The sequence below is a fragment of the Acidovorax sp. GW835-FHT14B10 genome (assembly GCF_058793725.1).
Map to the genome: position 1 here is coordinate 37,143 of NZ_JBXAGC010000001.1, position 23,431 is coordinate 60,573.

Sequence of the window (23,431 nt, forward strand, 5' to 3'; positions counted from 1 at the left end):
CTTAGCTGCCTTTCTTCATGGGCAGTACCTTGCCGGGTTCGCCGGCATTCACCCGGGCGCCGGTGACAAAGTAGGCATGCAGGTCGTGCGCAAAGCTGTTGAGGCCGGTCAGGATGGACTTGTTGCCGCGCACCAGCGCGTTGTAGCCCAGCACGGCAGGGATGGCCACCGCCAGGCCCAGCGCCGTCATGATCAGCGCTTCGCCGATGGGGCCGGCCACCTTGTCGATGGTGGACTGGCCCGACGTGCCGATGGCCAGCAATGCGTGGTAGATGCCCCATACGGTGCCGAACAGGCCGATGAAGGGCGCGGTCGAGCCCACCGAGGCCAGGATGGCCAGGCCGGACTGGATGCGTGCCGTGAACTCGTCGATGCAGTTGCGCAGGCAGCGCGTGACCCAGTCGCTCACGTCCAGGCTGTCGTGGAGATGCGCCTTGGTATTGCGATGGTGGGCCGTGGCCTCGCGGCCTTCCAGCGCCAGGTGGCGAAACGGGTTGGCAGGGTCGTTGCCCAGCTTGGTCAGTCCGGCGGCAAAGTCTTCGCTGTGCCAGAAGTCCTGCGCGGAGCGGGCGTGTTTCTTGAACCGGACGATGTCCAGCGCCTTGATGAGAATCACGATCCACGAGGCCAGCGACATGGCCAGCAGCAGGATGGCGACGGCACGGGTGACGAAGTCGCCCTGTGTCCATACGTTGGCGATGCCGAATTGCGATTCCATGAAAACTCCCTGAAAAGTGATTGGGTTATTCGAGAACAAAATTGATCGGCACCAGATTCCACATGGTCTCGGGCACGCCATTGCGCTTGCCGGGCACGAAGCGCCAGCGCATCACGGCGTCCTGGGCCTGGCGGTCCAGACGGTCGTAGCCGCTGGATTGGCTGATTTCCACTTTTTGCGGCAGGCCATCGGTGCCGATGAGTACGCGCAGCACCACCTTGCCCTGCTCGCCCATGCGTTTGCTGATAGCCGGATAGCTGGGTTTGGGGTTGTTGAGGTAGGCGGCATCGCTGGAAGGCCTCTCGATGCGGGCCGGTGCGGGTGGCGCGGGTGGTGCAGGAGGTGCCGGTGGCGCTACCGGGGCTTCGATGGGAGGTGCCGGAGGTTGGGGCGTGGTGGCACCAACGGGGGCATTCGGGGTCGGCGTGGGGTCGGCAATGGCCACGGGCATGGGCGCCGGGCGCGGGGCCTGCACCCTGGGTGCTGCCTTGAGCGGCGGTGGGGCAGGTGGTGCCGGTGGGGCCACCTTGGGGGCTGGCGGGGCGATGAATTCGCTCAGCAGTTCCGCAGGGACGATGACCTCTGCAGCCTTGCGCAGCAGCCCGGATTGCAGGGCCCACAGGCCTGCCACATGCAGCAGCACCACCGAACCCACGATCACGGCATTGCGGCTCACTCCCCCGACGGGGGTAAAACGGTCTGGTTGGGGCATATAAAAATGATAGCTTCAAGCGCTTTATGGATAAGCGCTACCGCCAAAAAACACGTGAATTATTGACGGAAGACCCACCAGGCCGAACCGGCCACAAGGATCAGGCTGCCTGCGAGTGTAGAGAGGAGTTCCATGCCTTGCTTTCCCGAATGGAGCTGGCAAGCTGGACCGGTTGCGCCGTCACCTCATTGTGCAGGGCGGCCACCGGACGGGTTGCGCTGCATTGCGCCACCACATCGCGGGCGCAGCTTTCGCAGCATCCGCATTGGGTGGCCACGCCCAGCTCGAACTGGATCTCGTCGAAACTCATGCCGGCACGCGCATGGCGGGCAATCTCACGGTCGGAAATTCGGCGGCAAACACAGACGATCATGGCGGCAGGCAGTTTGGCTGGCTGTTGTGGATGGTTGGAATTATAAATGCGAATCTATCGTATTTGCACTAAACCAATTCCGCCAGAAGGGAGAAAGAGGGAGAAAGTTTTTTCACCCCCTGCTGTCGGCGATGGCATCGGCATCCAGCAGTGCCGGTGATGCCTCCGCCAGCGTGGCGCAGCCCGTGAGCGCCATGGCAATCTCCAGCTCGTCGCGCAAAAGGCGCAGCATATGGGGCACGCCAGCGGCGCCCGCATGGGCCAGGCCCCACACGGCGGGGCGCCCCACCAGCACGGCCGACGCGCCGGGCGCCATGGCCTTCACGATGTCGGTGCCGCGCCGGATGGCGATATCCGAGGAAACCTGGTGTCGGGCGGGAGTCCGGGTCATGCAAGCAAAAATAGCAACTGGCGCTTGTTCAGCAAGTGCAAGATGCTATTAAAAGGTGAGTAAATATCTGAAAACATGCCATCGGACCATGCCGCTGGCGCGTTATCGCGCAGATGGATGCCGCGTCATGCGTCGGCCCACATGCGCAGCAGGTTGAGCACTTCCACACGGCCCTGGTTGAAGGTGTCGCGTTCGATCAGCGGCGCGTCTTTCATGCCGTCGATGTAGATGTCACCCGCCCGGCCCAGCGAGAAGCCACGCATGCACACAACCATGGGATGCCTGGCCCCTGTCACAAAGGAGCGCAGCCTGCTGGCTGCATGACTTGGTGTACGTGGAAACGAGGCAGTGTCACAGGTTGTCGCTGTGCAGGGGGCGTGATTGAGCCAAGAGGCCTCCGTTGGATGGGGGTGCAGGTGGCGCGCAGGTGCGCCAAGAGCAGGCGAGAGGCAGTGGCTAGATGGGGATGGCTGTGCGTCGTCGTGCTTCCTTATGTTGCATTAAATGAGGGTTGTTCTCATTTGCATTGGTGTTGGCGCATGGCACTTTTCTGGCATTCAGGCGAAAAAAAACCGGCCAGGCCGGTTTTTTTGCAGCAAGAGGGAAAGCTTCTTACTTGACGTGCTTGCCAATCAGGCCGGCCAGTTCGAACATCGAGACTTGCGGCTTGCCAAACAGCTCCTTGAGCTTGGCGTCTGCATTGATGTTGCGCTTGTTGGCAGCATCCTGCAGGTTGTGGGCCTTGATGTACACCCACAGCTTGCTGATGATCTCCGTGCGCGGCAGCGGTGCCGAGCCCACCACGGCGGCCAGCGCGGGGCTGGGCGTCAGCGCCTTCATGAAGGCGGCATTGGGGGTGCGCTTCTTGGCGGGCGCGGCGGCCTTGGTGGCGGGCGCCTTGGCTGCGGGAGCGGCTTTTGCCGGAGCTTTTTTTGCAGTTGCCATGTCGGGTTGTCCTTGTTGGAAGTAAATTTTCACCAGCGAAAGCGAGACTTTCCCACTGGCACGGTGATGCTACTGGGAAAAAAACACGTTTCCAAGCGGGTCCGGCCTTTTTTTACCTCGATTTGTTGCGGTGGCGCACTGTGTACCGGCCGCAGAGGACGCATTGCGAATGCCCCATGCTTCGGATTCCGGTGCTTTCCCGCGCGGCGCGACAATCTACCGACGCCATGACGGCGCCGCGCCTTCGTCCCCTGCAACTTCCCGTGTGAAAGGTTTCCCGACATGACCGCCCCTTCTTCCATGGCACTCAGCACCTGTGATCTCTGTGATGCGCACAAGGGCGACGACAGTGGTGCATTTCGCGTGCTGCCGCCCGTATTCCACAGCTACGGCGGCGTGGCGGTCTTTGCCGGTGCGGTGGCAACGGTGAAGTGTTTTGAGGACAACACCCTCGTCAAGGCAGCGGTGGATTCTCCCGGTCTGGGCCGCGTGCTCGTGGTGGATGGCGGGGGCTCGTTGCGGCGCGCCCTGGTGGGCGGCAACCTGGCCGCCGCCGCTGCCCGCAATGGCTGGGCTGGCGTGGTGGTGGATGGCTGTGTGCGCGATGCAGCCGAACTGCATGCAGCCGCCGTGGGCATCCGCGCCCTGGGCCTGATGCCCCTGCCCACCGAAAAGCGCAATGAGGGCCAGCGTGATGTGGCCGTGCAGATCCAGGGCGTGTGGGTGCGTCCGGGCGACTGGCTCTGCGCGGACGCCGACGGCATCGTTGTCAGCGCCCGGTCACTTGTGGCTTGAATCGACCTGGAGGCCCACGCGCAGCGCCGCGCGCGTGGGCAGGGTGGCCAGCAGCACGCTGGCCAGCGCAATGCCAAACGCCAGCAATTGCAGGCCCGAAAAGGATTCGCCCAGCACCAGCACACCCACCAGTGCGGCGCTGACGGGCAACAGCACGGTGAATATGCCGCTTTGTGCCGCCGGCACGGCCTTCAGGCCCGTCATCCACAGCCACACGGTCCACATGCAGGCCGCCAGTGCATAAAACACCAGGAGCAGCCAGGTGCCCCAGCCCACTGCGGCAAAGTCGAATCCCCAGGCCATGTAAAGGCCCAGCGGGGTGGACAGCGCAAACCCCCACAGGTTGATCAGCGAAGTGATGCGTTTGGGGCCGAGCGCCCCCGTGAGTTTCTTGCCGATGACCGAATACGCCGCTTCGCACACCACGGCGCCCACCAGCAGCAATTGCCCGAGCCAGGCAAGGTTTGAGGTGTTTTTACCATCCAGCGGATGCTCTGCATTTGTTGGTAGCTCTGATTTTGATAGCGATAAAAGCGCAACACCTGCCACGGCACAGGCCACCGCCACCCAGGTGCGCGGTGCCACACGCTCGCGCAGAAATGCCCAACTCATCACGGCCACAGCCGCCGGAATGGTGGCCATGATCACGCCTGCGGACACGGCGCTGGTCAGGCTTACGCCATAGATCATGCAGAGGGTGAACAGGAAATTGCCGAGGAAGGACTCCAGAAACAGCAGTCGCCGCACCTGGGGTGTCAGGGGCGGTTCGTCGGCGGGCTTCTTCAGCCAATGCACCATGGCCAGCCCACCGATGCCAAAGCGCATCCAGGCCAGCAGCAACACCGGCAAAGCCGCCGCCAGCGGCTTGGTCAGTGCCACGTAGCTGCCTACCAGGGCCATGCTCAGTGCCAGGCACAGATAGGCGATGGGGCGGCTGGGGGCATTCATGCGTCTTGGCGGCTGGAAAATCAGGACTGCGCATCATGCCCGACGAAACGCCTCCCCATTCCTGGCCGGAGATGCTTTGTGCCGGGGCGTGTGAGATGGGGGATTCCGATGCGACGAGGGGGCTTGTGAAGAAGGTGCGGGTGTTGCCGTGTCTCACGGATGAAACCATACCGGCCTAGATTGGGGCGCAGCCCAGTGCGAGGGAGTTGCCGACAGGTTCTCTGAGGCGGCGTGTGATTTATCACAATACAAAATTATGATTTCACAATTCAAAATTTGAACGAACTGCGGCGTCGTAAATTTTCTCAATATGAGAAATCAATTTTCATATTGAGGAATATGATATTTAACTCATTGTTTTTAAAGAGAAAAATTTATATCTTATATAAGACATAAGAGCTTGTACTGGTCTTATAGAAGACTTAAAGTACTTCCCATGGGCTGGCAAATGCAGCCCGGTTTTTTTCAACAACCCCTGGAGTGACCCATGCCCCAATCCTTCAACGAACAACTGAGCCGCGAACAGCAAATTGCCGCCCTGGAAAAAGACTGGGCCCAAAACCCTCGCTGGAAGGGTGTCAAGCGCGGCTATACCGCTGCTGACGTGGTGCGCCTGCGCGGCTCGCTGCCCATCGAGCACACGCTGGCCAAGCGTGGCGCGGAAAAGCTGTGGGAGAAGGTCAACGGCGGTGCCAAGAAGGGCTATGTGAACGCCTTTGGCGCGATCTCCGCCGGCCAGGCCATGCAGCAGGCCAAGGCAGGCCTCGAAGCCGTGTACCTGTCGGGCTGGCAAGTCGCTGCGGATGGCAACACGTCGGAAACCATGTACCCCGACCAATCGCTGTACGCCTACGACTCGGTGCCTACCATGGTGCGCCGCATCAACAACACCTTCAAGCGCGCCGACGAAATCCAGTGGGGCCGTGGCATCAACCCCGGCGACAAGGAATTCATCGACTACTTCCTGCCCATCGTGGCCGATGCGGAAGCCGGCTTTGGCGGCGTGCTGAACGCTTTCGAGCTGATGAAGAACATGATCGCCGCCGGTGCTGCCGGCGTGCACTTCGAAGACCAGCTGGCCGCCGTGAAGAAGTGCGGCCACATGGGTGGCAAGGTGCTGGTGCCTACGCAGGAAGCCTGCGAGAAGCTGATCTCTGCCCGCTTCGCCGCCGACGTGATGGGCGTGCCCACCATCATCCTGGCCCGCACCGACGCGGAAGCCGCCAACCTGATCACCTCTGACCACGACGCCAACGACAAGCCCTTCCTGACCGGCGAGCGCACGCAAGAAGGCTTCTACCGCGTCAAGAATGGCCTGGAGCAAGCCATCAGCCGTGGCATCGCCTACGCTCCCTACGCCGACCTGGTGTGGTGCGAAACCGGCGTGCCCGACATTGGCTTCGCCCGTGAATTCGCCCAGGCCGTGCTGGCCGCCAATCCCGGCAAGCTGCTGTCGTACAACTGCTCGCCATCGTTCAACTGGAAGAAGAACCTCAACGACTCGCAAATCGCCTCGTTCCAGGAAGAGCTGTCGGCCCTGGGTTACAAGTACCAGTTCATCACGCTGGCCGGCATCCACATCAACTGGTTCAACACCTTCCAGTTCGCCCATGCATACGCCCGCGGCGAAGGCATGAAGCACTACGTGAACATGGTGCAGGAGCCCGAGTTCGCCGCCCGCGAAAAGGGTTACACCTTCGTGTCGCACCAGCAGGAAGTGGGCGCAGGCTACTTCGACGACGTGACCACGGTGATCCAGGGCGGTTCGTCTTCCGTGAAGGCCCTGACGGGCTCCACCGAAGAAGAGCAGTTCCACTGATTCCCCTGGCGCCATAGCGCACAAGCCCGAAGCTGCCGCTTCGGGCTTTTTTGTTGGCAGAGGGTAAAATGCGCCACCGATCAATGCACAAGGGCGAGAAAGGCATGCTGGTTATGACACCGCGAACTACATCGGAGATGTTCACCGGCCGTTGAGGCCGGCCGTTCGCGCCTGCTCGGGATTCACCTCTCCCCTTTCCAAAGCGCGGACCTGTACCGCGCTTTTTTGCTTTCTGGGCCAGGCAAGCGCATCCCACCTGAAAAGATTTGACAAGGATTCCCATGATTCACATCACGCTCCCCGATGGTTCCCAGCGCGAATACCCCGGCCCCGTCACCGTGGCCGAGGTGGCTGCTTCGATTGGTTCTGGCCTGGCAAAGGCGGCGCTGGCCGGCAAGATCGGCGACAAGGTGGTTGATACCAGCCACCAGATCACCCAGGACAGCCCTCTGTCCATCGTGACCGCCAAGGATGCCGACGGCCTGGAGGTGATTCGCCATTCGACCGCCCACCTGCTGGCCTATGCGGTCAAGGAGCTTTTTCCTGACGCGCAGGTCACGATTGGCCCGGTGATCGAGAACGGGTTTTTCTACGATTTTTCGTACAAACGGCCCTTCACCCCTGAAGACCTGGTTGCCATTGAAAAGCGCATGACCGAGCTTGCAGCCAAGGATGAGCCCGTGGTGCGGCGTGTACTGCCGCGCGACGAGGCCGTGGCGTATTTCAAGGGCCTGGGTGAGCATTACAAGGCCGAGATCATTGCCAGCATTCCCAGCAACGAAGATGTGAGCCTTTACCGCGAAGGCAATTTCGAAGACCTGTGCCGGGGCCCGCACGTGCCCAGCACCGGCAAGCTCAAGTTCTTCAAACTCATGAAAGTGGCGGGCGCCTACTGGCGCGGCGACCACCGCAACGAGATGCTGCAGCGTGTCTATGGCACGGCCTGGGCCACGAAGGACGAGCTGCAGCAGTACCTCACCATGCTGGAAGAGGCCGAAAAGCGCGACCACCGCAAGCTGGGCCGCGAGCTCGACTTGTTCCACATCGACGACCATGCGCCGGGCGTCGTTTTCTGGCACCCCAAGGGCTGGACGGTGTGGCAGGAGGTGGAGCAGTACATGCGCCGCGTTTACCGTGACAACGGCTATCAGGAAGTCAAGGGGCCGCAGCTGCTGGACAAGACGCTGTGGGAAAAGACCGGTCACTGGGACAAATACCGCGACAACATGTTCACGACCGAATCGGAGAAGCGCGACTATGCGCTCAAGCCGATGAACTGTCCCGGCCACATCCTGATCTTCAAGCAGGGCATCAAGAGCTACCGCGACCTGCCGCTGCGCTACGGTGAGTTCGGCCAATGCCATCGCAACGAGCCCACGGGCGGGCTGCACGGCATCATGCGGGTGCGCGGCTTCACGCAGGACGACGGGCACATCTTTTGTACCGAAGACCATGTCCTGCCCGAGTGCACGGCCTATACGGCGCTGCTGCAGAAGGTCTACAAGGACTTTGGCTTCGAGAACATCATCTACAAGGTGGCCACGCGCCCTGAGGCGCGCATTGGTTCCGACGAGAGCTGGGACAAGGCCGAGCATGCGCTGATGGAGAGCCTGCGTGCGTCGGGCTGCGAGTTCGAAATTGCGCCGGGCGATGGCGCTTTCTACGGCCCCAAGATCGAATACACGCTCAAGGATGCGATCGGCCGGCAGTGGCAATGCGGCACCATGCAGGTGGACTTTTCCATGCCTGAGCGACTGGATGCCGAATATGTGGGCGAGGACGGTGCGCGCCACCGGCCCGTGATGCTGCACCGCGCCATCGTCGGCAGCCTGGAGCGCTTCATCGGCATTTTGATCGAGCAGCACGCGGGCGCATTGCCGACATGGCTGGCGCCGGTGCAGATTGCGGTGCTCAACATCACCGATGCACAGGCCGACTACTGTCGCGAAATTGCCGCAAAACTGCAAAAATCGCTGCCCCATCAAGACCTTAGGGTGGCGCTCGATCTGCGCAACGAGAAGATTACGTATAAAATACGCGAGCATTCGTTGCAAAAGCTGCCTTATATACTCGTCGCTGGTGACAAGGAGAAGGCAGCAGGTGCCGTCGCAGTGCGCGCCCGGGGCAATCGAGACCTCGGCGTGATGTCCGTTGAAGCGTTCGCAGAGCTGATCGCCCAGGACATCGCTTCCAAAGTGTGATTTTGAATGAAAACATGCTCTGGCGTGCGCCCGTTGTGCGGTGTTAGCTACTGATTTTGTAGCATTTTGATTCAAGGAAGATAGCCATCGCTACTGAATTTCGTGATCGTCGCCACCGTGAAGAGCGCAAGCACCGCCTGAACCGTGAAATCATGGCCCCGGAAGTTCGTCTTTCTGGTCCTGAGAATGAGCCTTTGGGCGTGGTCAGTCTCATGGAGGCCTTGCGCATGGCCGGTGAATTGGACGTGGATCTGGTGGAAATTGCCGCCACCGCCAATCCTCCGGTGTGCCGCCTCATGGACTACGGCAAGTTCAAGTATCAAGAGCAAAAGCGTGCTGCGGAAGCCAAGGCCAAGCAGACGGTCATCGAGATCAAGGAAGTCAAGTTCCGTCCGGGTACGGACGATGGCGACTACAACATCAAGATGCGCAACATCCGCCGCTTTCTGGCGGATGGTGACAAGTGCAAGATCACGCTGCGGTTCCGTGGCCGTGAAATCACGCACCAGGAATTGGGCTTGGCCTTGCTGAACCGCATCCGCGACGAACTGGCAGATTCCATCATCATCGAGCAGTTTCCCAAGCTGGAAGGCCGCCAGATGATCATGATGATCGCCCCGGGCAAGAAGAAGCCTGCAGCCAAGCCGGTGGCAGAAGCTGCTCCGGCGTCGGGCACTTCGGCCTGAATGGATTGGAGAATTTGAGCGCTGCAACCGCGAGGGGGCTGCGTTCAATCAGGTGGTGCTTTGGCACTGCCGAACGAGAGGCGAAAGTCTTTCGATAAAAGTGGCTCGGGGCCAACAAGTTTGCAGATCGGTTTGCAAACGCCTCACGAGCACAACGAAAAGGAGCATTCACATGCCCAAAATGAAGACCAAGAGCAGCGCGAAAAAACGTTTCCGCGTTCGTCCAGGTGGCACCGTCAAGCGCGGTCAAGCCTTCAAGCGTCACATCCTGACCAAGAAGACCACCAAGAATAAGCGCCATTTGCGTGGTGCGGTTGCTGTGCATGAGACCAATATGGCCTCGGTTGCACAAATGCTGCCCGGCATGGGCATTTAATAACGACGAACAAGGAGTACATACATGCCTCGCGTCAAACGTGGTGTAACGGCCCGTGCCCGTCACAAAAAAGTTCTCGCCCTTGCCAAGGGTTTCCGTGGTCGCCGCGGTAACGTCTTCCGGATCGCCAAACAGGCGGTAATGAAGGCTGGGCAATATGCCTACCGTGACCGCCGCACCAAGAAGCGCGTGTTCCGCCAGTTGTGGATCGCCCGTATCAACGCCGCTGCCCGTGAACTGGGCCTGACCTACAGCCAGTTCGCCAACGGCCTGAAGAAGGCTTCCATCGAGATCGACCGCAAGATGCTGGCCGACCTCGCCGTGCACGACAAGGCTGCCTTCGGCAGCATCGTGAACCAAGTCAAGGCCAAGCTGGCTGCTTGAGTTCACGATGAGTGGCTATCGTTCTGATAGCCGCTTGCGCAATAACAGCAAGGGCTAGGGCTTGAAAAGGCACTAGCCCTTGTTCATTTTCAAGAGTCGATATGAACGAGTTGGATTCCCTGGTCGAAAGCGCGGCGCAACTGTTTGCCCAAAGCGTCACCCCCGCTGATCTGGAAAACGCCAAGGCGCAGTTTCTGGGCAAGTCGGGTCGCGTGACCGAGCTCATGAAGGGCATGGCGCAGCTTTCCGTCGAGGAAAAAAAATCTCGCGGCGCAGCCATCAATGTCGCCAAGCAGGCCATCGAGGCGGCCCTCACGGCGCGCCGCCAGGCGCTGGCCGATGCGGAACTGCAGGTGCAGCTCCAGGCCGAGGCGCTGGATGTGAGCCTGCCGGGCCGCCAGCGCGGGCAGGGCGGTTTGCATCCGGTATCGCTCACGCTCGAACGCATCCAGGGCATCTTCGGCTCCATGGGTTTTGACGTGGCCGAAGGCCCCGAGATCGAGACCGACTGGTTCAATTTCACTGCACTGAACACGCCCGAGGACCATCCCGCGCGGTCCATGCACGACACCTTTTATGTGGAGGGCGGTGCTCCCGGCGCGCCCAACCTGCTGCGCACGCACACCAGTCCCGTGCAGGTGCGCCATGCCGTGCAGCATGTCAAGAAGCACCGCGCGCTGCTGGACGCGGGCCAGCCGATGCCCGAGATTCGCGTCATCGTGCCGGGCCGCACCTACCGCGTGGACAGCGATGCCACGCATTCGCCCATGTTCCACCAATGCGAAGGCCTGTGGATTGGCGAGAACGTGAGCTTCAAGGACCTGAAGGTCATCTTCACGGCCTTCTGCCGCACTTTCTTTGAAAGCGATGATCTTGTATTGCGCTTTCGGCCCAGCTTCTTCCCGTTCACCGAGCCCAGCGCCGAGATCGATATCCAGTTCCAGGCAGGCCCGCTGGCCGGCCGCTGGCTGGAGGTGGCGGGCTCCGGCCAGGTGCACCCCAATGTGGTGCGCAACATGGGACTCGACCCCGAAAAGTACATCGGTTTCGCCTTCGGCATGGGGCCTGACCGCCTGACGATGCTGCGCTACGGCGTCAACGATCTGCGTTTGTTCTTTGATGGCGACATCCGTTTTCTGTCGCAGTTTCAATAACGCAAAAAAGTGAGCTGCCAGCGCCTGCATTCATTGGGTTTCAAAGCATTTTTATACTGAAATCTATTGTTAAAAAGCGCAACCAGCTATATTTTTAAGAGCTAACGCCAAAGAATCTCCTATGCAATTCCCCGAGTCCTGGTTGCGCGAATTCTGCAATCCACCGCTGACCACCCAAGAACTGGCCGACACGCTGACCATGGCCGGCCTGGAGGTCGAAGAGTTGCGCCCCGTCGCGCCGCCGTTTACCCACATTGTCGTGGGCGAAATCAAAGAGGCCGTGCAGCACCCTGACGCCGACCGCCTGCGCGTGTGCCAGGTGGACGTGGGGCAGGGCGCCTTGCTCAACATCGTGTGTGGTGCGCCCAATGCCCGCGTGGGCATCAAGGTGCCTTGCGCGCTGGTGGGCGCAGAGCTGCCACCGGGCGACGACGGCAAGCCGTTCCTGATCAAGGTCGGCAAGCTGCGCGGCGTGGAGAGCCAGGGCATGCTGTGCTCGGCGCGCGAGCTCAAGCTGTCGGAAGACCACGGCGGCCTGCTGGAGCTGGATGCTTCGGCGCCCATGGGACAGGACATCCGCGCGCACCTGAATCTGGATGACATGCTGTTCACCCTCAAGCTCACGCCCAATCTGGCGCATTGCCTGAGCGTCTATGGCATTGCGCGCGAAGTGTCGGCACTCACGGGCACGCCGTTGCAGCAACCGTCGTTCCCTGCTGTGGGCGCGAAGCTGTCCGACAAGCTGCCCGTGAAGGTGAGCGCCCCCGATCTGTGCGGCCGCTTTTCCGGTCGCATCGTGCGCAACGTCAACACGCGCGCCGCCACCCCGCAGTGGATGCTGGACCGCCTGGCCCGTTGCGGCCAGCGCGGCGTGTCGCCGCTGGTGGACATTTCCAACTATGTGATGTTCGAGCTGGGCCGCCCCTCGCATATTTTTGACCTGGACAAGATCCATGGCGGCCTTCAAGTCCGCTGGGGCAAGCCGGGCGAGCAGCTCAAGCTGCTCAATGGCAACACCATCACGGTGGACGAGAAGGTGGGCGTGATCGCCGATGACCGCCAGGTCGAATCGCTGGCTGGCATCATGGGTGGCGACGCCACGGCGGTGTCCGACGACACCCGGCACATCTACATCGAGGCCGCCTTCTGGTGGCCCAAGGCCGTGGCAGGGCGCTCGCGCCGCTTCAACTTCTCGACCGATGCGGGCCACCGCTTCGAGCGCGGCGTGGACCCGAGCCTGACGGTGGAGCACATCGAACGCATCACGCAGCTGGTCATCGACATCTGCGGCACGCCCGACACCCTGTGCGGCCCGATGGACGACCAGGCGGTGAACCTGCCCGTGCTTCCGCCCGTCACGCTGCGCGTGGCGCGTGCTGCCAAGGTCATCGGCATGCCGCTCACGCAGGTGCAGTGCGCCGATGCATTGCAGCGCCTGGGGCTGCCCGTGGTGCAGGGCGACGGCACACTCACCGTCACGCCGCCATCGTTCCGTTTCGACATCACGATCGAGGAAGACCTGATCGAGGAAGTGGCGCGCATGGTGGGCTACAACCACCTGCCGACCACACCGCCGCTGGCGCCCATCACTCCCAAGCTTTCACCCGAGGCCACGCGCAGCCCGTTTGCGGTGCGCCGCGCCCTGGCGGGGCTGGGTTATCAGGAAACGATCAACTTCAGCTTTGTGGAAGAGTGCTGGGAGCTGGAGCTGGCTGGCAATGCGCAACCCATCAGGCTGCTCAACCCGATTGCAAGCCACATGAGCGTCATGCGTTCCAGTTTGCTGGGTTCTTTGCTACAGGTTTTGAAGTTCAATCTGGACCGCAAGGCCGAGCGCGTGCGCGTGTTTGAGCTGGGCCGGGTGTTCCTGCGCGACGCCGGCGTGCGCAACACGGACACCACGGTGGAAGGCTTCCATCAACCCATGCGCGTGTCCGGCCTGGCCTATGGCCCGAACGATGCATTGCAATGGGGCCGCAAGGAACAGGCCATCGACTTCTTTGATGTGAAGGGCGATGTGGAGGCCTTGCTGGCGCCGCTGCGCGCCACCTTCGAGCCGGGCAGCCACCCCGCCATGCACCCCGGGCGGTGCGCCCGCGTGCTGGTGAACGGGCGCCCCATCGGCTTCGTGGGCGAGCTGCATCCGCGGTGGCGCCAGTCGTGGGATCTGCCCCAGGCGCCGGTGATGTTCGAGCTGGAGCTGGATGCCGTGCTGCAGCGCGTGGTGCCCCAGTTCAAGCCCGTGGCCAAGCACCAGGCGGTCGAGCGCGATCTGGCCGTGGTGGTGGCCGAGCGGGTGACGCATGCGCAGGTGATGGATGCCATCACGGCGGCCATCCCCGGCGGCATGTTGCGCTCTGCCGTGCTGTTTGACGTGTACCGTCCCAAGCCTTTGCGCGCCGGTGAAACTGCGCCCGCAGGCGGCCTGGCTGCCGGCGAAAAAAGCCTGGCGGTGCGCCTCACGCTGGGACGCGACGAGGCCACGCTGACCGAAGCCGAGATCGAGGCTGCGGTGCAAGCGGTGGTGGCCCGCTGGGTGGCCGACACCGGTGGACGGTTGCGTGTTTGATCTGGAACGGGAGCACCTGCGTGATTGAATTTGCGGTAGACAGTATCGAAACCCCTGCGCTGACCAAGGCGCAGCTGGCCGATCTCCTGTTCGATCAGATCGGGCTGAACAAGCGCGAGTCCAAGGACATGATCGACGCTTTCTTCGACCTCATCGCCCAGCGCCTGGTGGATGGCAAGGACGTCAAACTCTCGGGTTTTGGAAATTTCCAGATCCGGACCAAGGCGCCACGGCCGGGGCGCAACCCGCGCACGGGTGAGGCCATCCCCATCCAGGCACGCCGGGTGGTGACTTTCCATGCCAGCAGCAAGCTCAAGGAGCAGATCCAGTCGGCTGCTTCGGTGGCCGGGTGAAGCGTGAACAGCTTGACTCCATGGTTGTTTCATTCTGGCGTTCGCAGCCTGTCTGCAGTACGCTAGCCAGCTTTCCGTCCGAACCAGCACCTATGGGCACCCCGCTTCCTTCGATTCCCGCCAAGCGGTACTTCACGATTGGTGAGGTGGCAGAGCTGTGCGGCGTCAAGCCACATGTCTTGCGCTATTGGGAGCAGGAATTCACCCAGCTGCGGCCCATGAAGCGCCGCGGCAACCGCCGGTATTACCAGCACCACGAGGTGCTCATGATCCGGCGCATCCGTGATCTGCTGTATGACCAGGGCTTCACCATCAGCGGGGCCCGCAATCGCTTGCAGGAACCGGCATCTTCTGCGCACGATGACGCACCACCGCAGGTGCCGGAATCGGTGCACGGTGTCGTGACCGACGACGCCATGGAAGGCCTGTGCGCCGATTCCGCCAGCGTCTGGCTCGACAGCCATGGGGTGCGCCAGGAATTATTTGAAATTCGTGCACTGCTTTCCCGGGACTGATGAATTATCTGTATATAATCTAAGTCTTGTCGGCGTGTAGCGCAGCCTGGTAGCGCACTTGCATGGGGTGCAAGGGGTCGCGAGTTCGAATCCCGCCACGCCGACCATTGACAGCAAAAGCCCAGAGCCGAAAGGTTCTGGGCTTTTTTGCTGTGCGCAGGCGCGGGGCCCGCGGGTCTTGGCTTGTTCTTATCCTTCCCTACCGGAAATCCCATGATCAGTGGACTCGTTGCAGGCAAGCTTTTTGGTTCGGTAGAACTGCGCACCGACAAGGCGGGCAAGCCCTTTGCCGTGGCCAAGGTGCTGGCCACCAGCGGTGATGGTGAAACGCTGATCGTGAATGTGATCGGCTTCGAGCCTGCCTTGTGCGCTGCCTTGCAGGCGCTGGGTGAGGGCGAGCCCGTTGCCCTGGCCGGCGGCCTTACGCCCCGGGTATGGACAGACAAGCAGGGCAACACCCGGCCCGCGCTGGACATGGTGGCACACCGTGTGCTGACGGCTTGCGACGCAGGCGACGGCCGCAGGGCGTGATCGCCTGGAGGCGGCGGGGGAATCGACCGCCACCCCTCAGGCCATGGGCCGTCACTCAGGCCGAAAGGGCTTGCAGCAACTCGGTCTCGATCTCGATCTGCCGGGCGTTGCTTTGCAGTTCCGGGCCCTGGATCAGGAAGGTGTCCTCGACACGTTCGCCCAGCGTGCTCACCTTGGCCAGCTGCACGCTCAACTGGTGGCGGGCCAGGATGCGAGCCACCAGGTAGAGCAAGCCGGCGCGATCGCTCGCCGAGATGGCCAGCAGCCAGCGCTGTGCTTTTTCGTCCGGACGCAGCGTGACGCGGGGCGCCACCGGAAAGCTCTTGACACGGCGTGACACGCGCCGGGCGGCGGGGTCGGGCAGCGGTCCCCCGGTTTCGATGGCGCGCACCAGATCGTTTTCGACCATGTGCGTGAGTTCGCGGTAATGGCCGGGCTGGTTGGAGGCAACGACCTGGAAGGTGTCGAGTGCGTGGCCATTGTTGGCCGTGTGCACGCGCGCATCCAGGATGCTGAATCCCGCACGATCGAAGTAGCCGCAGATGCGGGCAAAAAGGTCGGCCCGGTCGGGGGCGTACACCATTACCTGCAACCCTTCGCCCGCGAGCGACTGGCGTGCGCGCACCACCGGGTGGGTCGCGCCCACATGGCGAGACAGGTGGCGGGTGTGCCAGGCGATGTCGGTGGCCTCGTGGCGCATGAAGTAGCTGACATCCAGCGTGGCCCACAGCGCTTTGTGGGCCTCGAAGGGCAGGGCGTTGAGTGCCAGCAGCACCAACGCTTCGCGCTTGCGGGCCTCGATTTCGGCCGCCGCGTCGGGTGCGCGCCCGCCCAGGGTGCGCAAGGTGGCGCGGTACAGGTCTTCGAGCAGCTTGCCTTTCCAGGCGTTCCAGACCTTGGGGCTGGTGCCGCGGATGTCGGCCACCGTGAGCAGGTACATGGCCGTGAGCTTGCGCTCGTCACCCACGCGCTGCGCAAAGGCGGCGATCACGTCGGGGTCGCTCAGGTCCTGTTTTTGCGCCACGGTGCTCATGGTGAGGTGCTCGCGCACCAGGAACTCGATGAGCCGGGCGTCTTCCCGGGCCACACCATGCTGGCGGCAAAAGCGGCGCACTTCCGTGGCGCCTATCAGCGAATGGTCGCCACCGCGGCCCTTGCCGATGTCATGGAACAGCGCGGCGATGTACAGGATCCAGGGCTTGTCCCAGCCCGCGGCGAGCTGTGAGCAGAACGGGTATTCATGCGCGTGCTCGGCCATGAAGAAGCGGCGCATGTTGCGCAGCACCATCAGGATGTGCTGGTCCACGGTATAGACGTGGAACAGGTCGTGCTGCATCTGTCCCACGATGCCGCGAAAAGCCCACAGGTAGCGCCCCAGCACCGAGGTCTGGTTCATGAGCCGCATGGCGTGCGTGATGCCCGAGGGCTGCTGCAGGATGCGCATGAAGGCGGCGCGGTTGACCGGGTCGCGCCGGAAGGCGCCGTCCATCACGCCGCGTGCGTTGTACAGCGCGCGCAGCGTGCGCACCGAGAGATCCTTGAGCCCCACCGTGGTCTGGTAGAGCAGGAAGGTCTCCAGGATCGCGTGCGGGTCGCGCTCATACAGGTCATCGCTGGCCACTTCGATGAGTCCGGCTTTCTCGAAAAAGCGCGCGTTGATCGGCCGCGGTTCGTAGGTCGATGGACTCAGGCGCTCTTCGATGTTGAGCAGCAGGATCTGGCTGAGCTGCGACACGGCCTTGGCCGCCCAGTAATAGCGGCGCATCAGGGTTTCGCTGGCGCGCAGGGCTAAGCGCGTGCCATCGGGCGCTTGCGACCGGTAGCCAAACGATTCGGCCACGGCCGTCTGCAGGTCGAACACCAGCCGGTCCTCGTGCCGGCCGGCGGCGGCGTGCAGGCGGGCGCGGATCAGGCACAGAAGGGCCTCGTTGCGTTCGATCTGGCGCACCTCGAACGCCGTGGCCAGGCCGCTGGCCGCCAGCTCTTTCCAGGTGCTGCCCAGGCCTGCGGCGCGCGCCACCCACAGGATCATCTGCAGGTCGCGCAGCCCTCCGGGCGACTCCTTGCAGTTGGGTTCCAGCGCGTAGGGCGTGTTTTCGTATTTGGTATGCCGCTGGTGCATTTCCAGCGTCTTGGCCACCAGAAAGGCCTGCGCGTCCATCTGGGCGCCGTACTGCTGGCGAAAGCGCGCAAACAGGGCTGGGTTGCCACAGACCAGGCGCGCCTCCAGCAACGAGGTCTGCACCGTCACATCCAGCGCTGCCTCGGCCAGGCACTCTGCCACCGTGCGCACGCTGGAGCCGATTTCCAGGCCCGCATCCCAGCAACTGCCAATGAAGCTTTCCAGCCGGGTGCGCAGCTCGCATCCTGCCTCGGGCGTGCTGCCTTCGGGCAGCAGCACCAGCACATCGACGTCGGAAAAGGGAAAAAGCTGGTCCCGTCCAAAACCGCCCACAGCCACCAGGGCCAGGTCTGGTGGAAGCTGGGCGCGTTGCCACAAGGCCTGCAGCAAGCCGCCCGCCAGGGTGGAGAGCTTGCGCAGCATCACGCGGATGCCACGGGTCGAGGCGCCGGTGGCCTGCATGCTGGCCAGCAGGGCCGCCTTGTCGAGGCGGTAGGCGTCCCGCAGGGCGTGGATTTCGGTCATGGGCAAGGGAATGGAAGAAAGCGATGGGCCATAACCTGGGCAAGCAAGAGTCGTGCTCGCGGCGGGCGCACCTCAGGTGGCCGTGGCGGTCACAAAGGCGGGCAGCGGGGGCGAGCCGGCCGACAAGGTCATCACCTCGTAGCCGGTCTCGGTGACCAGCACCGTGTGCTCCCACTGGGCCGACAGGCTGTGGTCCTTGGTGACGATGGTCCAGCCGTCGTTGCCGAACTCCTTGATCTCGCGCCGGCCGGCGTTGATCATGGGTTCGATGGTGAACACCATGCCGGGCCTGAGTTGTTCGAGCGTGCCGGGGCGGCCGTAGTGCAGCACCTGGGGCTCCTCGTGGAACACCTTGCCGATGCCGTGGCCGCAAAACTCGCGCACCACCGAGAAGCCATGCCCTTCGGCAAATTTCTGGATGGCGTGGCCGATGTCGCCCAGGTGCGCGCCCGGCCGCACCTGCTGGATGCCCAGCCACATGGCGTCGTAGGTCAGGGCGGACAGGCGTTTGGCGGCAATCGAGCATTCGCCAATCAGGTACATGCGGCTGTTGTCGCCATACCAGCCATCCTTGGTGATGACGGTGACGTCCACATTGACGATGTCGCCCTTCTTCAAAGGCTTGTCATTGGGGATGCCGTGGCACACCACATGGTTGACCGAGGTGCACAGTGCGCCGGGATAGGGCGGGTAGCCCGGTGGCTGGTAGCCCACGGTGGCCGAGATGGTGCCTTGCTGGGCCATGCATTCGGCGCCCAGGCGGTCGATTTCCTTGGTGGTGATGCCGGGTTGGATGTGCGGCGCGATGTAGTCCAGCACTTCAGAGGCCAAGCGGCAGGCGAGGCGCATGCCGGCGATGTCCTCCGCGGTTTTGATGGTGATGCTCATGCGGCAATTATCCCATCGCCCCTCAAGCCTTGCCGGGCAAGGGCATGGGTGGTGGGCTGCTCCCGGTAAAATGGCGGGCTGCGCCAAAAGCATCCCTTGCGTCATCTGGCCGGGCATCGACCACCTCTGCGGGGTGGCCGAACCCGGTGACGCGGGAGGCCCGTCGCACCTTATCCCCTCTCATTTCGAACAGGCCGCTACCGTGACCTTGCACATGACCACGCTGGCGGGCGGCAACGCCCTCAGCTCCTTTCGCGCCCAGCAACTTCAACCCGCTCTGGAGGCCATCCACCCCCGGATCAGCGGCATTGCGGCACGTTTCGTGCATCTGGTCGCTACCGATGCGGCCCCCACGCCCTCCGAAAAAGAGCGTCTGGCAGCGCTGCTGACCTACGGCGACCCGTATGCGGGCCCTGCCGACGGCACCGTCCTCATCGTCACGCCGCGCCTGGGCACGCTCTCGCCCTGGGCTTCCAAGGCCACCGACATCGCGCGCAATTGCGGCCTGCCCATTCGCCGGGTCGAGCGCATTACCGAATACCACGTCAGCCTCAAGGCAGGCCTGCTGGGCAAAGCGCCCGAGCTGGGTGCCGAGCAGCTGGCCCAGGTGGCCGCCTTGCTGCACGACCGCATGACCGAATCGGTGGTGGCCGACCGCAGCGCCGCTGCCGCGCTGTTCACCGAGCTGCAACCCGTGCCCATGGAGCATGTGGACGTGCTGGCCGGTGGCCGCGCTGCGCTGGAAGCCGCCAACACCCGCTTTGGCCTGGCGCTGGCCGATGACGAAATCGACTACCTCGTCACCGCTTTCACGGGCCTGAAGCGCAACCCCACCGATGTGGAGCTGATGATGTTCGCGCAGGCCAACAGCGAGCACTGCCGCCACAAGATCTTCAACGCCGAGTTCACCATCGACGGCGTGGCGCAGGACAAATCGCTGTTCGGCATGATCCGCAACACGCACCAGCTGGCGCCCCAGCACACGGTGATCGCGTATTCGGACAACGCCTCGGTCATGGAAGGCCACCAGGTCGAGCGGTTTGTGGCAAAAATGGTCGCAAGCGCCAGTGAATCAAGCGCTAATAGTTATCAAAAGAGTAGCGCCACCCAGCATGTACTGATGAAGGTGGAAACGCACAACCACCCCACGGCCATCTCGCCGTTCCCCGGTGCATCCACTGGCGCGGGCGGCGAGATCCGCGACGAAGGCGCTACCGGCCGCGGCTCCAAGCCCAAGGCCGGTTTGACCGGATTTACCGTCTCCAAGCTGTGGGGCAGCACCGTGGGCAAGCCCGAGCACATTGCCAGTCCGCTGCAGATCATGGTCGAAGGCCCTCTGGGCGGCGCGGCGTTCAACAACGAGTTTGGCCGCCCCAACCTGGCGGGCTACTTCCGCGAATACGAGCAGGAAGTCGCTGGCGTGCAGCGCGGCTACCACAAGCCCATCATGATCGCGGGCGGTGTGGGCGTGATCGATGCCGAGCTGACCCAGAAGATCGAATTCCCCGCTGGTTCGCTGCTGATCCAGCTGGGCGGCCCGGGCATGCGCATCGGCATGGGCGGCAGCGCCGCCAGCTCCATGGCCACCGGCACCAACGCGGCCGAGCTGGACTTCGACTCCGTGCAGCGCGGCAACCCCGAGATCGAGCGCCGCGCGCAAGAGGTCATCAACCACTGCTGGGCGCAGGGCACCGACAACCCCATCCTGGCCATTCACGACGTGGGCGCGGGTGGCCTGTCGAACGCTTTCCCCGAACTGACCAACGATGCCGGCCGGGGTGCACGCTTCGATTTGCGTGCCGTGCAGCTCGAAGAATCGGGCATGGCGCCCAAGGAAATCTGGAGCAACGAGAGCCAGGAGCGCTACGTGCTGGCCATCGCGCCCGAGTCGCTGCCGTTGTTCCAGGCGTTTTGCGAACGCGAGCGCTGCCCGTTTGCGGTGATCGGCACGGCCACCGAAGAGCGCCAGCTGGTGCTGCACGACCCCGCCGCCACGGCCGAAGACCAGACGCTGCCCGTGGACATGCCCATGAACGTGCTGCTGGGAAAGCCCCCCAAGATGCACCGCGATGTGACGACCGTGGCGCGTGACTTCGCCCCCATGGACCTGACCGGTGTGCCGCTGCAAAAGGCCGTGATCGACGTGCTGGCCCACCCCACGGTGGCGTCCAAGCGCTTTCTCATCACCATCGGCGACCGCACGGTGGGTGGCCTCAGCCACCGCGACCAGATGGTCGGCCCCTGGCAGGTGCCCGTGGCCGATTGCGCCGTCACACTGGCCGACTATCGTGGCTTTGCCGGCGAGGCCATGAGCATGGGTGAACGCACGCCGCTGGCCGCCATCAACGCGCCGGCATCGGGCCGCATGGCCGTGGCCGAGGCCATCACCAATCTGCTGGCGGCCCCGATCGAGCTGCCGCGCGTGAAGCTGTCGGCCAACTGGATGGCCGCTTGCGGCGAGCCCGGCGAAGACGCCGCGCTGTTTGAGACCGTGAAGGCCGTGGGCATGGAACTGTGCCCGGCGTTGGGAATCTCCATCCCCGTGGGCAAGGATTCGCTGTCCATGCGCACGCAATGGTCCGAAGGCGCTGACAAGAAAAAAGTCACCTCACCGGTCAGCCTGATCGTGAGTGCATTCGCGTCGCTTGCCGATGTGCGCGGCACGCTCACGCCACAACTCGACGCCACCGAAGATGACACCACGCTGGTACTGATCGATCTGGGCAAGGGCCAGAACCGCATGGGCGGCAGCATCCTGGGCCAGACGCTGGAGCAAAGCGGTGACGTGGTGCCCGATGTGGATGACCCCAAGGATTTGGTGAACCTGGTCAACGCCGTGAACGCGCTGCGCGCCAAGGGCCAGATCCTGGCTTACCACGACCGCAGCGATGGCGGTCTGCTGGCGGCGGCTGCAGAAATGGCCTTTGCCGGCCATGTGGGCGTGGCGCTGAACGTGGACATGCTGGTCACCGAGGGCGACGGCATCAGCGACAGCCGCATGGAAACCGGCGACGCCAAGAACTGGGCGCAGCAGGTCAGCGCGCGCCGCGAAGAACTCACGCTCAAGGCCCTGTTCAACGAAGAACTGGGCGTGCTGCTGCAGGTGCGCACCGCAGAGCGCAACGACGTGATGCAGACGCTGCGCGAGCATGGCCTGTCCAGGTTCAGCCATTTCGTCGGCAAGACGCGCCCGGCATCGTCCCGCATCGATGCGGGCAAGGGCGCGCTGCAGGTCTGGCGTGACGCCAAGGCCGTGTTCAGCGCGCCGCTGGCCGACCTGCACCAGGTGTGGGATGCGGTGAGCTGGAAGATCTGCCAGCAGCGCGACAACCCCGCCAACGCCGATGCCGAGCACGCCGCGGCGGGCGAACCCACCGACCCCGGCCTGCATGTGCACCTCACGTTCGATGCCGCCGACAACGTGGCCGCGCCGTACCTGAATCTGGCCCGCCCCAAGGTCGCCATCCTGCGCGAGCAGGGCGTGAACTCGCATGTGGAAATGGCCTATGCCTTCACCGAGGCGGGCTTCGAGGCATTCGACGTGCACATGACCGACCTGCAAACCGGCCGCGTCAAGCTTGAAGACTTCAAGGGCGTGGTGGCTTGCGGTGGCTTCAGCTATGGCGACACGCTGGGCGCCGGTATTGGCTGGGCGCGCTCGATCACCTTCAACCCCGTGCTGGCCGCGCAGTTCCAGGGCTTCTTCGGCCGCACCGATACGTTCGGCCTGGGCGTGTGCAATGGCTGCCAGATGTTTGCCGAGCTGGCCGACATCATCCCCGGCGCGCAGGACTGGCCGCGCTTCACCACCAACCAGAGCGAGCGCTTCGAGGCCCGCCTGTCGTTGGTGGAAGTGCTGGAATCGCCCAGCCTGTTCCTGCAAGGCATGGCGGGCAGCCGCCTGCCGATTGCCGTGGCGCACGGAGAGGGCTATGCCAACTTCAAGTACCGGGGCAATGCCGACAAGGCCATTGCCGCCATGCGCTACGTGGACAACCACGGCCGCGCGACCGAGCAGTACCCCTTCAACCCCAACGGCAGCGCGGGCGGCCTGACGGCCGTGACCACGGCGGACGGACGCTTCACGGCCATGATGCCGCACCCGGAGCGCGTGTTCCGCAACGTGCAGATGAGCTGGACCAGCGAGGACCAGGCGCAGTACAGCGGCTGGATGCGCATCTGGCGCAATGGGCGCAAGTGGGTGGGGTAGAGCAGGGGGCACCGCCAGCGCGGCGGCCCTTGCGTGGCGGTTCTGGCATCTGGGCCGCACGCTTTCAAACGGTGGGGAGGGCGCTTGGGCGCCGTGAAGGCTGAAACAGCCGGGCCGTGTTTCTATGCACGAAGATGACTTTCAACGGGGCTTCGGTCCCGTTTGTCATGGGGTCTGGTCTGGTGTGCGGGATCGTCTTGGCGTGTTGCTATAGTC

The 23,431-nt window shown here is 63.3% G+C and carries 20 protein-coding genes, 1 tRNA gene and 1 pseudogene; 13 read left to right on the forward strand and 9 right to left on the reverse strand.

Annotation, left to right across the window (positions count from 1 at the left end; translation table 11 throughout):
* Position 1 precedes the first annotated feature (1 nt).
* The 6 genes and pseudogenes from AC1Q5S_RS00205 to AC1Q5S_RS00230 form a co-directional block, all read right to left on the reverse strand.
* A complete protein-coding gene (locus tag AC1Q5S_RS00205; protein WP_303833503.1) occupies positions 2–718 on the reverse strand; it encodes a MotA/TolQ/ExbB proton channel family protein in 717 nt (238 codons plus the stop codon).
* A gap of 25 nt (positions 719–743) precedes the next feature.
* Positions 744–1,430, reverse strand: a complete 687-nt coding sequence (locus tag AC1Q5S_RS00210) for an energy transducer TonB (RefSeq protein ID WP_303833504.1) — start codon at positions 1,428–1,430, stop codon at positions 744–746.
* Positions 1,431–1,530: 100 nt separating this feature from the next.
* On the reverse strand, positions 1,531–1,803 hold the full coding sequence (locus AC1Q5S_RS00215; RefSeq protein ID WP_303833505.1) for a (2Fe-2S)-binding protein: 273 nt from the start codon (positions 1,801–1,803) through the stop codon (positions 1,531–1,533).
* Positions 1,804–1,915: 112 nt separating this feature from the next.
* Positions 1,916–2,233: pseudogene (locus tag AC1Q5S_RS00220) on the reverse strand (alpha-hydroxy-acid oxidizing protein); the annotation flags it as partial.
* A gap of 86 nt (positions 2,234–2,319) precedes the next feature.
* Complete coding sequence (locus AC1Q5S_RS00225) at positions 2,320–2,457, reverse strand: hypothetical protein (protein WP_492238197.1); 138 nt, start codon at positions 2,455–2,457, stop codon at positions 2,320–2,322.
* 349 nt (positions 2,458–2,806) lie between these two features.
* Positions 2,807–3,139, reverse strand: a complete 333-nt coding sequence (locus tag AC1Q5S_RS00230; RefSeq protein WP_086912608.1) for an SWIB/MDM2 domain-containing protein — start codon at positions 3,137–3,139, stop codon at positions 2,807–2,809.
* Positions 3,140–3,421: 282 nt separating this feature from the next.
* On the opposite strand from AC1Q5S_RS00230, the gene rraA reads away from it, so the two are divergent.
* Positions 3,422–3,934, forward strand: a complete 513-nt coding sequence (gene rraA / locus AC1Q5S_RS00235) for a ribonuclease E activity regulator RraA (RefSeq protein WP_303833506.1) — start codon at positions 3,422–3,424, stop codon at positions 3,932–3,934.
* Here rraA and AC1Q5S_RS00240 read toward each other — a convergent pair.
* Positions 3,920–4,882 (reverse strand): DMT family transporter, encoded by a 963-nt coding sequence (locus tag AC1Q5S_RS00240; protein ID WP_303833507.1) that lies wholly within the window; start codon positions 4,880–4,882, stop codon positions 3,920–3,922. The genes rraA and AC1Q5S_RS00240 overlap by 15 nt on opposite strands.
* A gap of 487 nt (positions 4,883–5,369) precedes the next feature.
* On the opposite strand from AC1Q5S_RS00240, the gene aceA reads away from it, so the two are divergent.
* From aceA to AC1Q5S_RS00295, 11 genes are all read left to right on the forward strand, one after another.
* Positions 5,370–6,701 (forward strand): isocitrate lyase, encoded by a 1,332-nt coding sequence (gene aceA / locus AC1Q5S_RS00245; RefSeq protein ID WP_303833508.1) that lies wholly within the window; start codon positions 5,370–5,372, stop codon positions 6,699–6,701.
* 281 nt (positions 6,702–6,982) lie between these two features.
* The gene (gene thrS / locus AC1Q5S_RS00250) at positions 6,983–8,902 is read left to right on the forward strand and encodes a threonine--tRNA ligase (protein ID WP_422202716.1); all 1,920 of its coding nucleotides are present in this window, start codon (positions 6,983–6,985) and stop codon (positions 8,900–8,902) included.
* Positions 8,903–8,982: 80 nt separating this feature from the next.
* On the forward strand, positions 8,983–9,588 hold the full coding sequence (gene infC, locus AC1Q5S_RS00255) for a translation initiation factor IF-3 (RefSeq protein WP_092696646.1): 606 nt from the start codon (positions 8,983–8,985) through the stop codon (positions 9,586–9,588).
* A gap of 172 nt (positions 9,589–9,760) precedes the next feature.
* On the forward strand, positions 9,761–9,964 hold the full coding sequence (gene rpmI / locus AC1Q5S_RS00260; protein WP_024814879.1) for a 50S ribosomal protein L35: 204 nt from the start codon (positions 9,761–9,763) through the stop codon (positions 9,962–9,964).
* A 24-nt stretch (positions 9,965–9,988) separates the two neighbouring features.
* On the forward strand, positions 9,989–10,348 hold the full coding sequence (rplT, locus tag AC1Q5S_RS00265) for a 50S ribosomal protein L20 (RefSeq protein ID WP_027475500.1): 360 nt from the start codon (positions 9,989–9,991) through the stop codon (positions 10,346–10,348).
* 101 nt (positions 10,349–10,449) lie between these two features.
* Positions 10,450–11,502 carry a phenylalanine--tRNA ligase subunit alpha gene (gene pheS, locus AC1Q5S_RS00270; RefSeq protein WP_303833510.1) on the forward strand — a complete coding sequence of 351 codons (1,053 nt, stop codon included), beginning with the start codon at positions 10,450–10,452 and terminating at the stop codon, positions 11,500–11,502.
* A 121-nt stretch (positions 11,503–11,623) separates the two neighbouring features.
* Positions 11,624–14,071, forward strand: a complete 2,448-nt coding sequence (gene pheT, locus AC1Q5S_RS00275) for a phenylalanine--tRNA ligase subunit beta (RefSeq protein ID WP_422202715.1) — start codon at positions 11,624–11,626, stop codon at positions 14,069–14,071.
* Between the two features lie 20 nt (positions 14,072–14,091).
* Complete coding sequence (locus tag AC1Q5S_RS00280) at positions 14,092–14,424, forward strand: integration host factor subunit alpha (protein ID WP_034712216.1); 333 nt, start codon at positions 14,092–14,094, stop codon at positions 14,422–14,424.
* A gap of 92 nt (positions 14,425–14,516) precedes the next feature.
* Positions 14,517–14,939, forward strand: a complete 423-nt coding sequence (locus tag AC1Q5S_RS00285; protein WP_303833512.1) for a MerR family transcriptional regulator — start codon at positions 14,517–14,519, stop codon at positions 14,937–14,939.
* Between the two features lie 30 nt (positions 14,940–14,969).
* Positions 14,970–15,046: transfer RNA gene (locus tag AC1Q5S_RS00290), tRNA-Pro, on the forward strand.
* A gap of 106 nt (positions 15,047–15,152) precedes the next feature.
* The gene (locus AC1Q5S_RS00295) at positions 15,153–15,470 is read left to right on the forward strand and encodes a single-stranded DNA-binding protein (protein ID WP_287877402.1); all 318 of its coding nucleotides are present in this window, start codon (positions 15,153–15,155) and stop codon (positions 15,468–15,470) included.
* Positions 15,471–15,525: 55 nt separating this feature from the next.
* On the opposite strand, the gene AC1Q5S_RS00300 is transcribed toward AC1Q5S_RS00295, so the two are convergent.
* Both AC1Q5S_RS00300 and map read right to left on the reverse strand, forming a co-directional pair.
* Positions 15,526–18,117 (reverse strand): [protein-PII] uridylyltransferase, encoded by a 2,592-nt coding sequence (locus AC1Q5S_RS00300; RefSeq protein WP_492238198.1) that lies wholly within the window; start codon positions 18,115–18,117, stop codon positions 15,526–15,528.
* A gap of 72 nt (positions 18,118–18,189) precedes the next feature.
* Positions 18,190–19,005, reverse strand: a complete 816-nt coding sequence (map, locus tag AC1Q5S_RS00305; RefSeq protein ID WP_303833529.1) for a type I methionyl aminopeptidase — start codon at positions 19,003–19,005, stop codon at positions 18,190–18,192.
* A 202-nt stretch (positions 19,006–19,207) separates the two neighbouring features.
* Between map and purL the strand changes: the two genes are divergently transcribed.
* Positions 19,208–23,215, forward strand: a complete 4,008-nt coding sequence (gene purL, locus AC1Q5S_RS00310) for a phosphoribosylformylglycinamidine synthase (protein WP_303833530.1) — start codon at positions 19,208–19,210, stop codon at positions 23,213–23,215.
* Positions 23,216–23,431: the final 216 nt, after the last annotated feature.

Bases quoted from the DNA above. Each gene is read 5' to 3' on its own strand.
- pheT (WP_422202715.1), top strand. From the start codon at position 11,624: ATGCAATTCCCCGAGTCCTGGTTGCGCGAATTCTGCAATCCACCGCTG.
- AC1Q5S_RS00225 (WP_492238197.1), bottom strand. From the start codon at position 2,457: ATGCGTGGCTTCTCGCTGGGCCGGGCGGGTGACATCTACATCGACGGC.
- aceA (WP_303833508.1), top strand. From the start codon at position 5,370: ATGCCCCAATCCTTCAACGAACAACTGAGCCGCGAACAGCAAATTGCC.
- AC1Q5S_RS00230 (WP_086912608.1), bottom strand. From the start codon at position 3,139: ATGGCAACTGCAAAAAAAGCTCCGGCAAAAGCCGCTCCCGCAGCCAAG.
- AC1Q5S_RS00295 (WP_287877402.1), top strand. From the start codon at position 15,153: ATGATCAGTGGACTCGTTGCAGGCAAGCTTTTTGGTTCGGTAGAACTG.
- AC1Q5S_RS00240 (WP_303833507.1), bottom strand. From the start codon at position 4,882: ATGAATGCCCCCAGCCGCCCCATCGCCTATCTGTGCCTGGCACTGAGC.
- rraA (WP_303833506.1), top strand. From the start codon at position 3,422: ATGACCGCCCCTTCTTCCATGGCACTCAGCACCTGTGATCTCTGTGAT.
- AC1Q5S_RS00210 (WP_303833504.1), bottom strand. From the start codon at position 1,430: ATGCCCCAACCAGACCGTTTTACCCCCGTCGGGGGAGTGAGCCGCAAT.
- map (WP_303833529.1), bottom strand. From the start codon at position 19,005: ATGAGCATCACCATCAAAACCGCGGAGGACATCGCCGGCATGCGCCTC.
- AC1Q5S_RS00215 (WP_303833505.1), bottom strand. From the start codon at position 1,803: ATGATCGTCTGTGTTTGCCGCCGAATTTCCGACCGTGAGATTGCCCGC.
- thrS (WP_422202716.1), top strand. From the start codon at position 6,983: ATGATTCACATCACGCTCCCCGATGGTTCCCAGCGCGAATACCCCGGC.
- rpmI (WP_024814879.1), top strand. From the start codon at position 9,761: ATGCCCAAAATGAAGACCAAGAGCAGCGCGAAAAAACGTTTCCGCGTT.
- AC1Q5S_RS00205 (WP_303833503.1), bottom strand. From the start codon at position 718: ATGGAATCGCAATTCGGCATCGCCAACGTATGGACACAGGGCGACTTC.
- pheS (WP_303833510.1), top strand. From the start codon at position 10,450: ATGAACGAGTTGGATTCCCTGGTCGAAAGCGCGGCGCAACTGTTTGCC.
- rplT (WP_027475500.1), top strand. From the start codon at position 9,989: ATGCCTCGCGTCAAACGTGGTGTAACGGCCCGTGCCCGTCACAAAAAA.
- AC1Q5S_RS00300 (WP_492238198.1), bottom strand. From the start codon at position 18,117: ATGACCGAAATCCACGCCCTGCGGGACGCCTACCGCCTCGACAAGGCG.
- AC1Q5S_RS00285 (WP_303833512.1), top strand. From the start codon at position 14,517: ATGGGCACCCCGCTTCCTTCGATTCCCGCCAAGCGGTACTTCACGATT.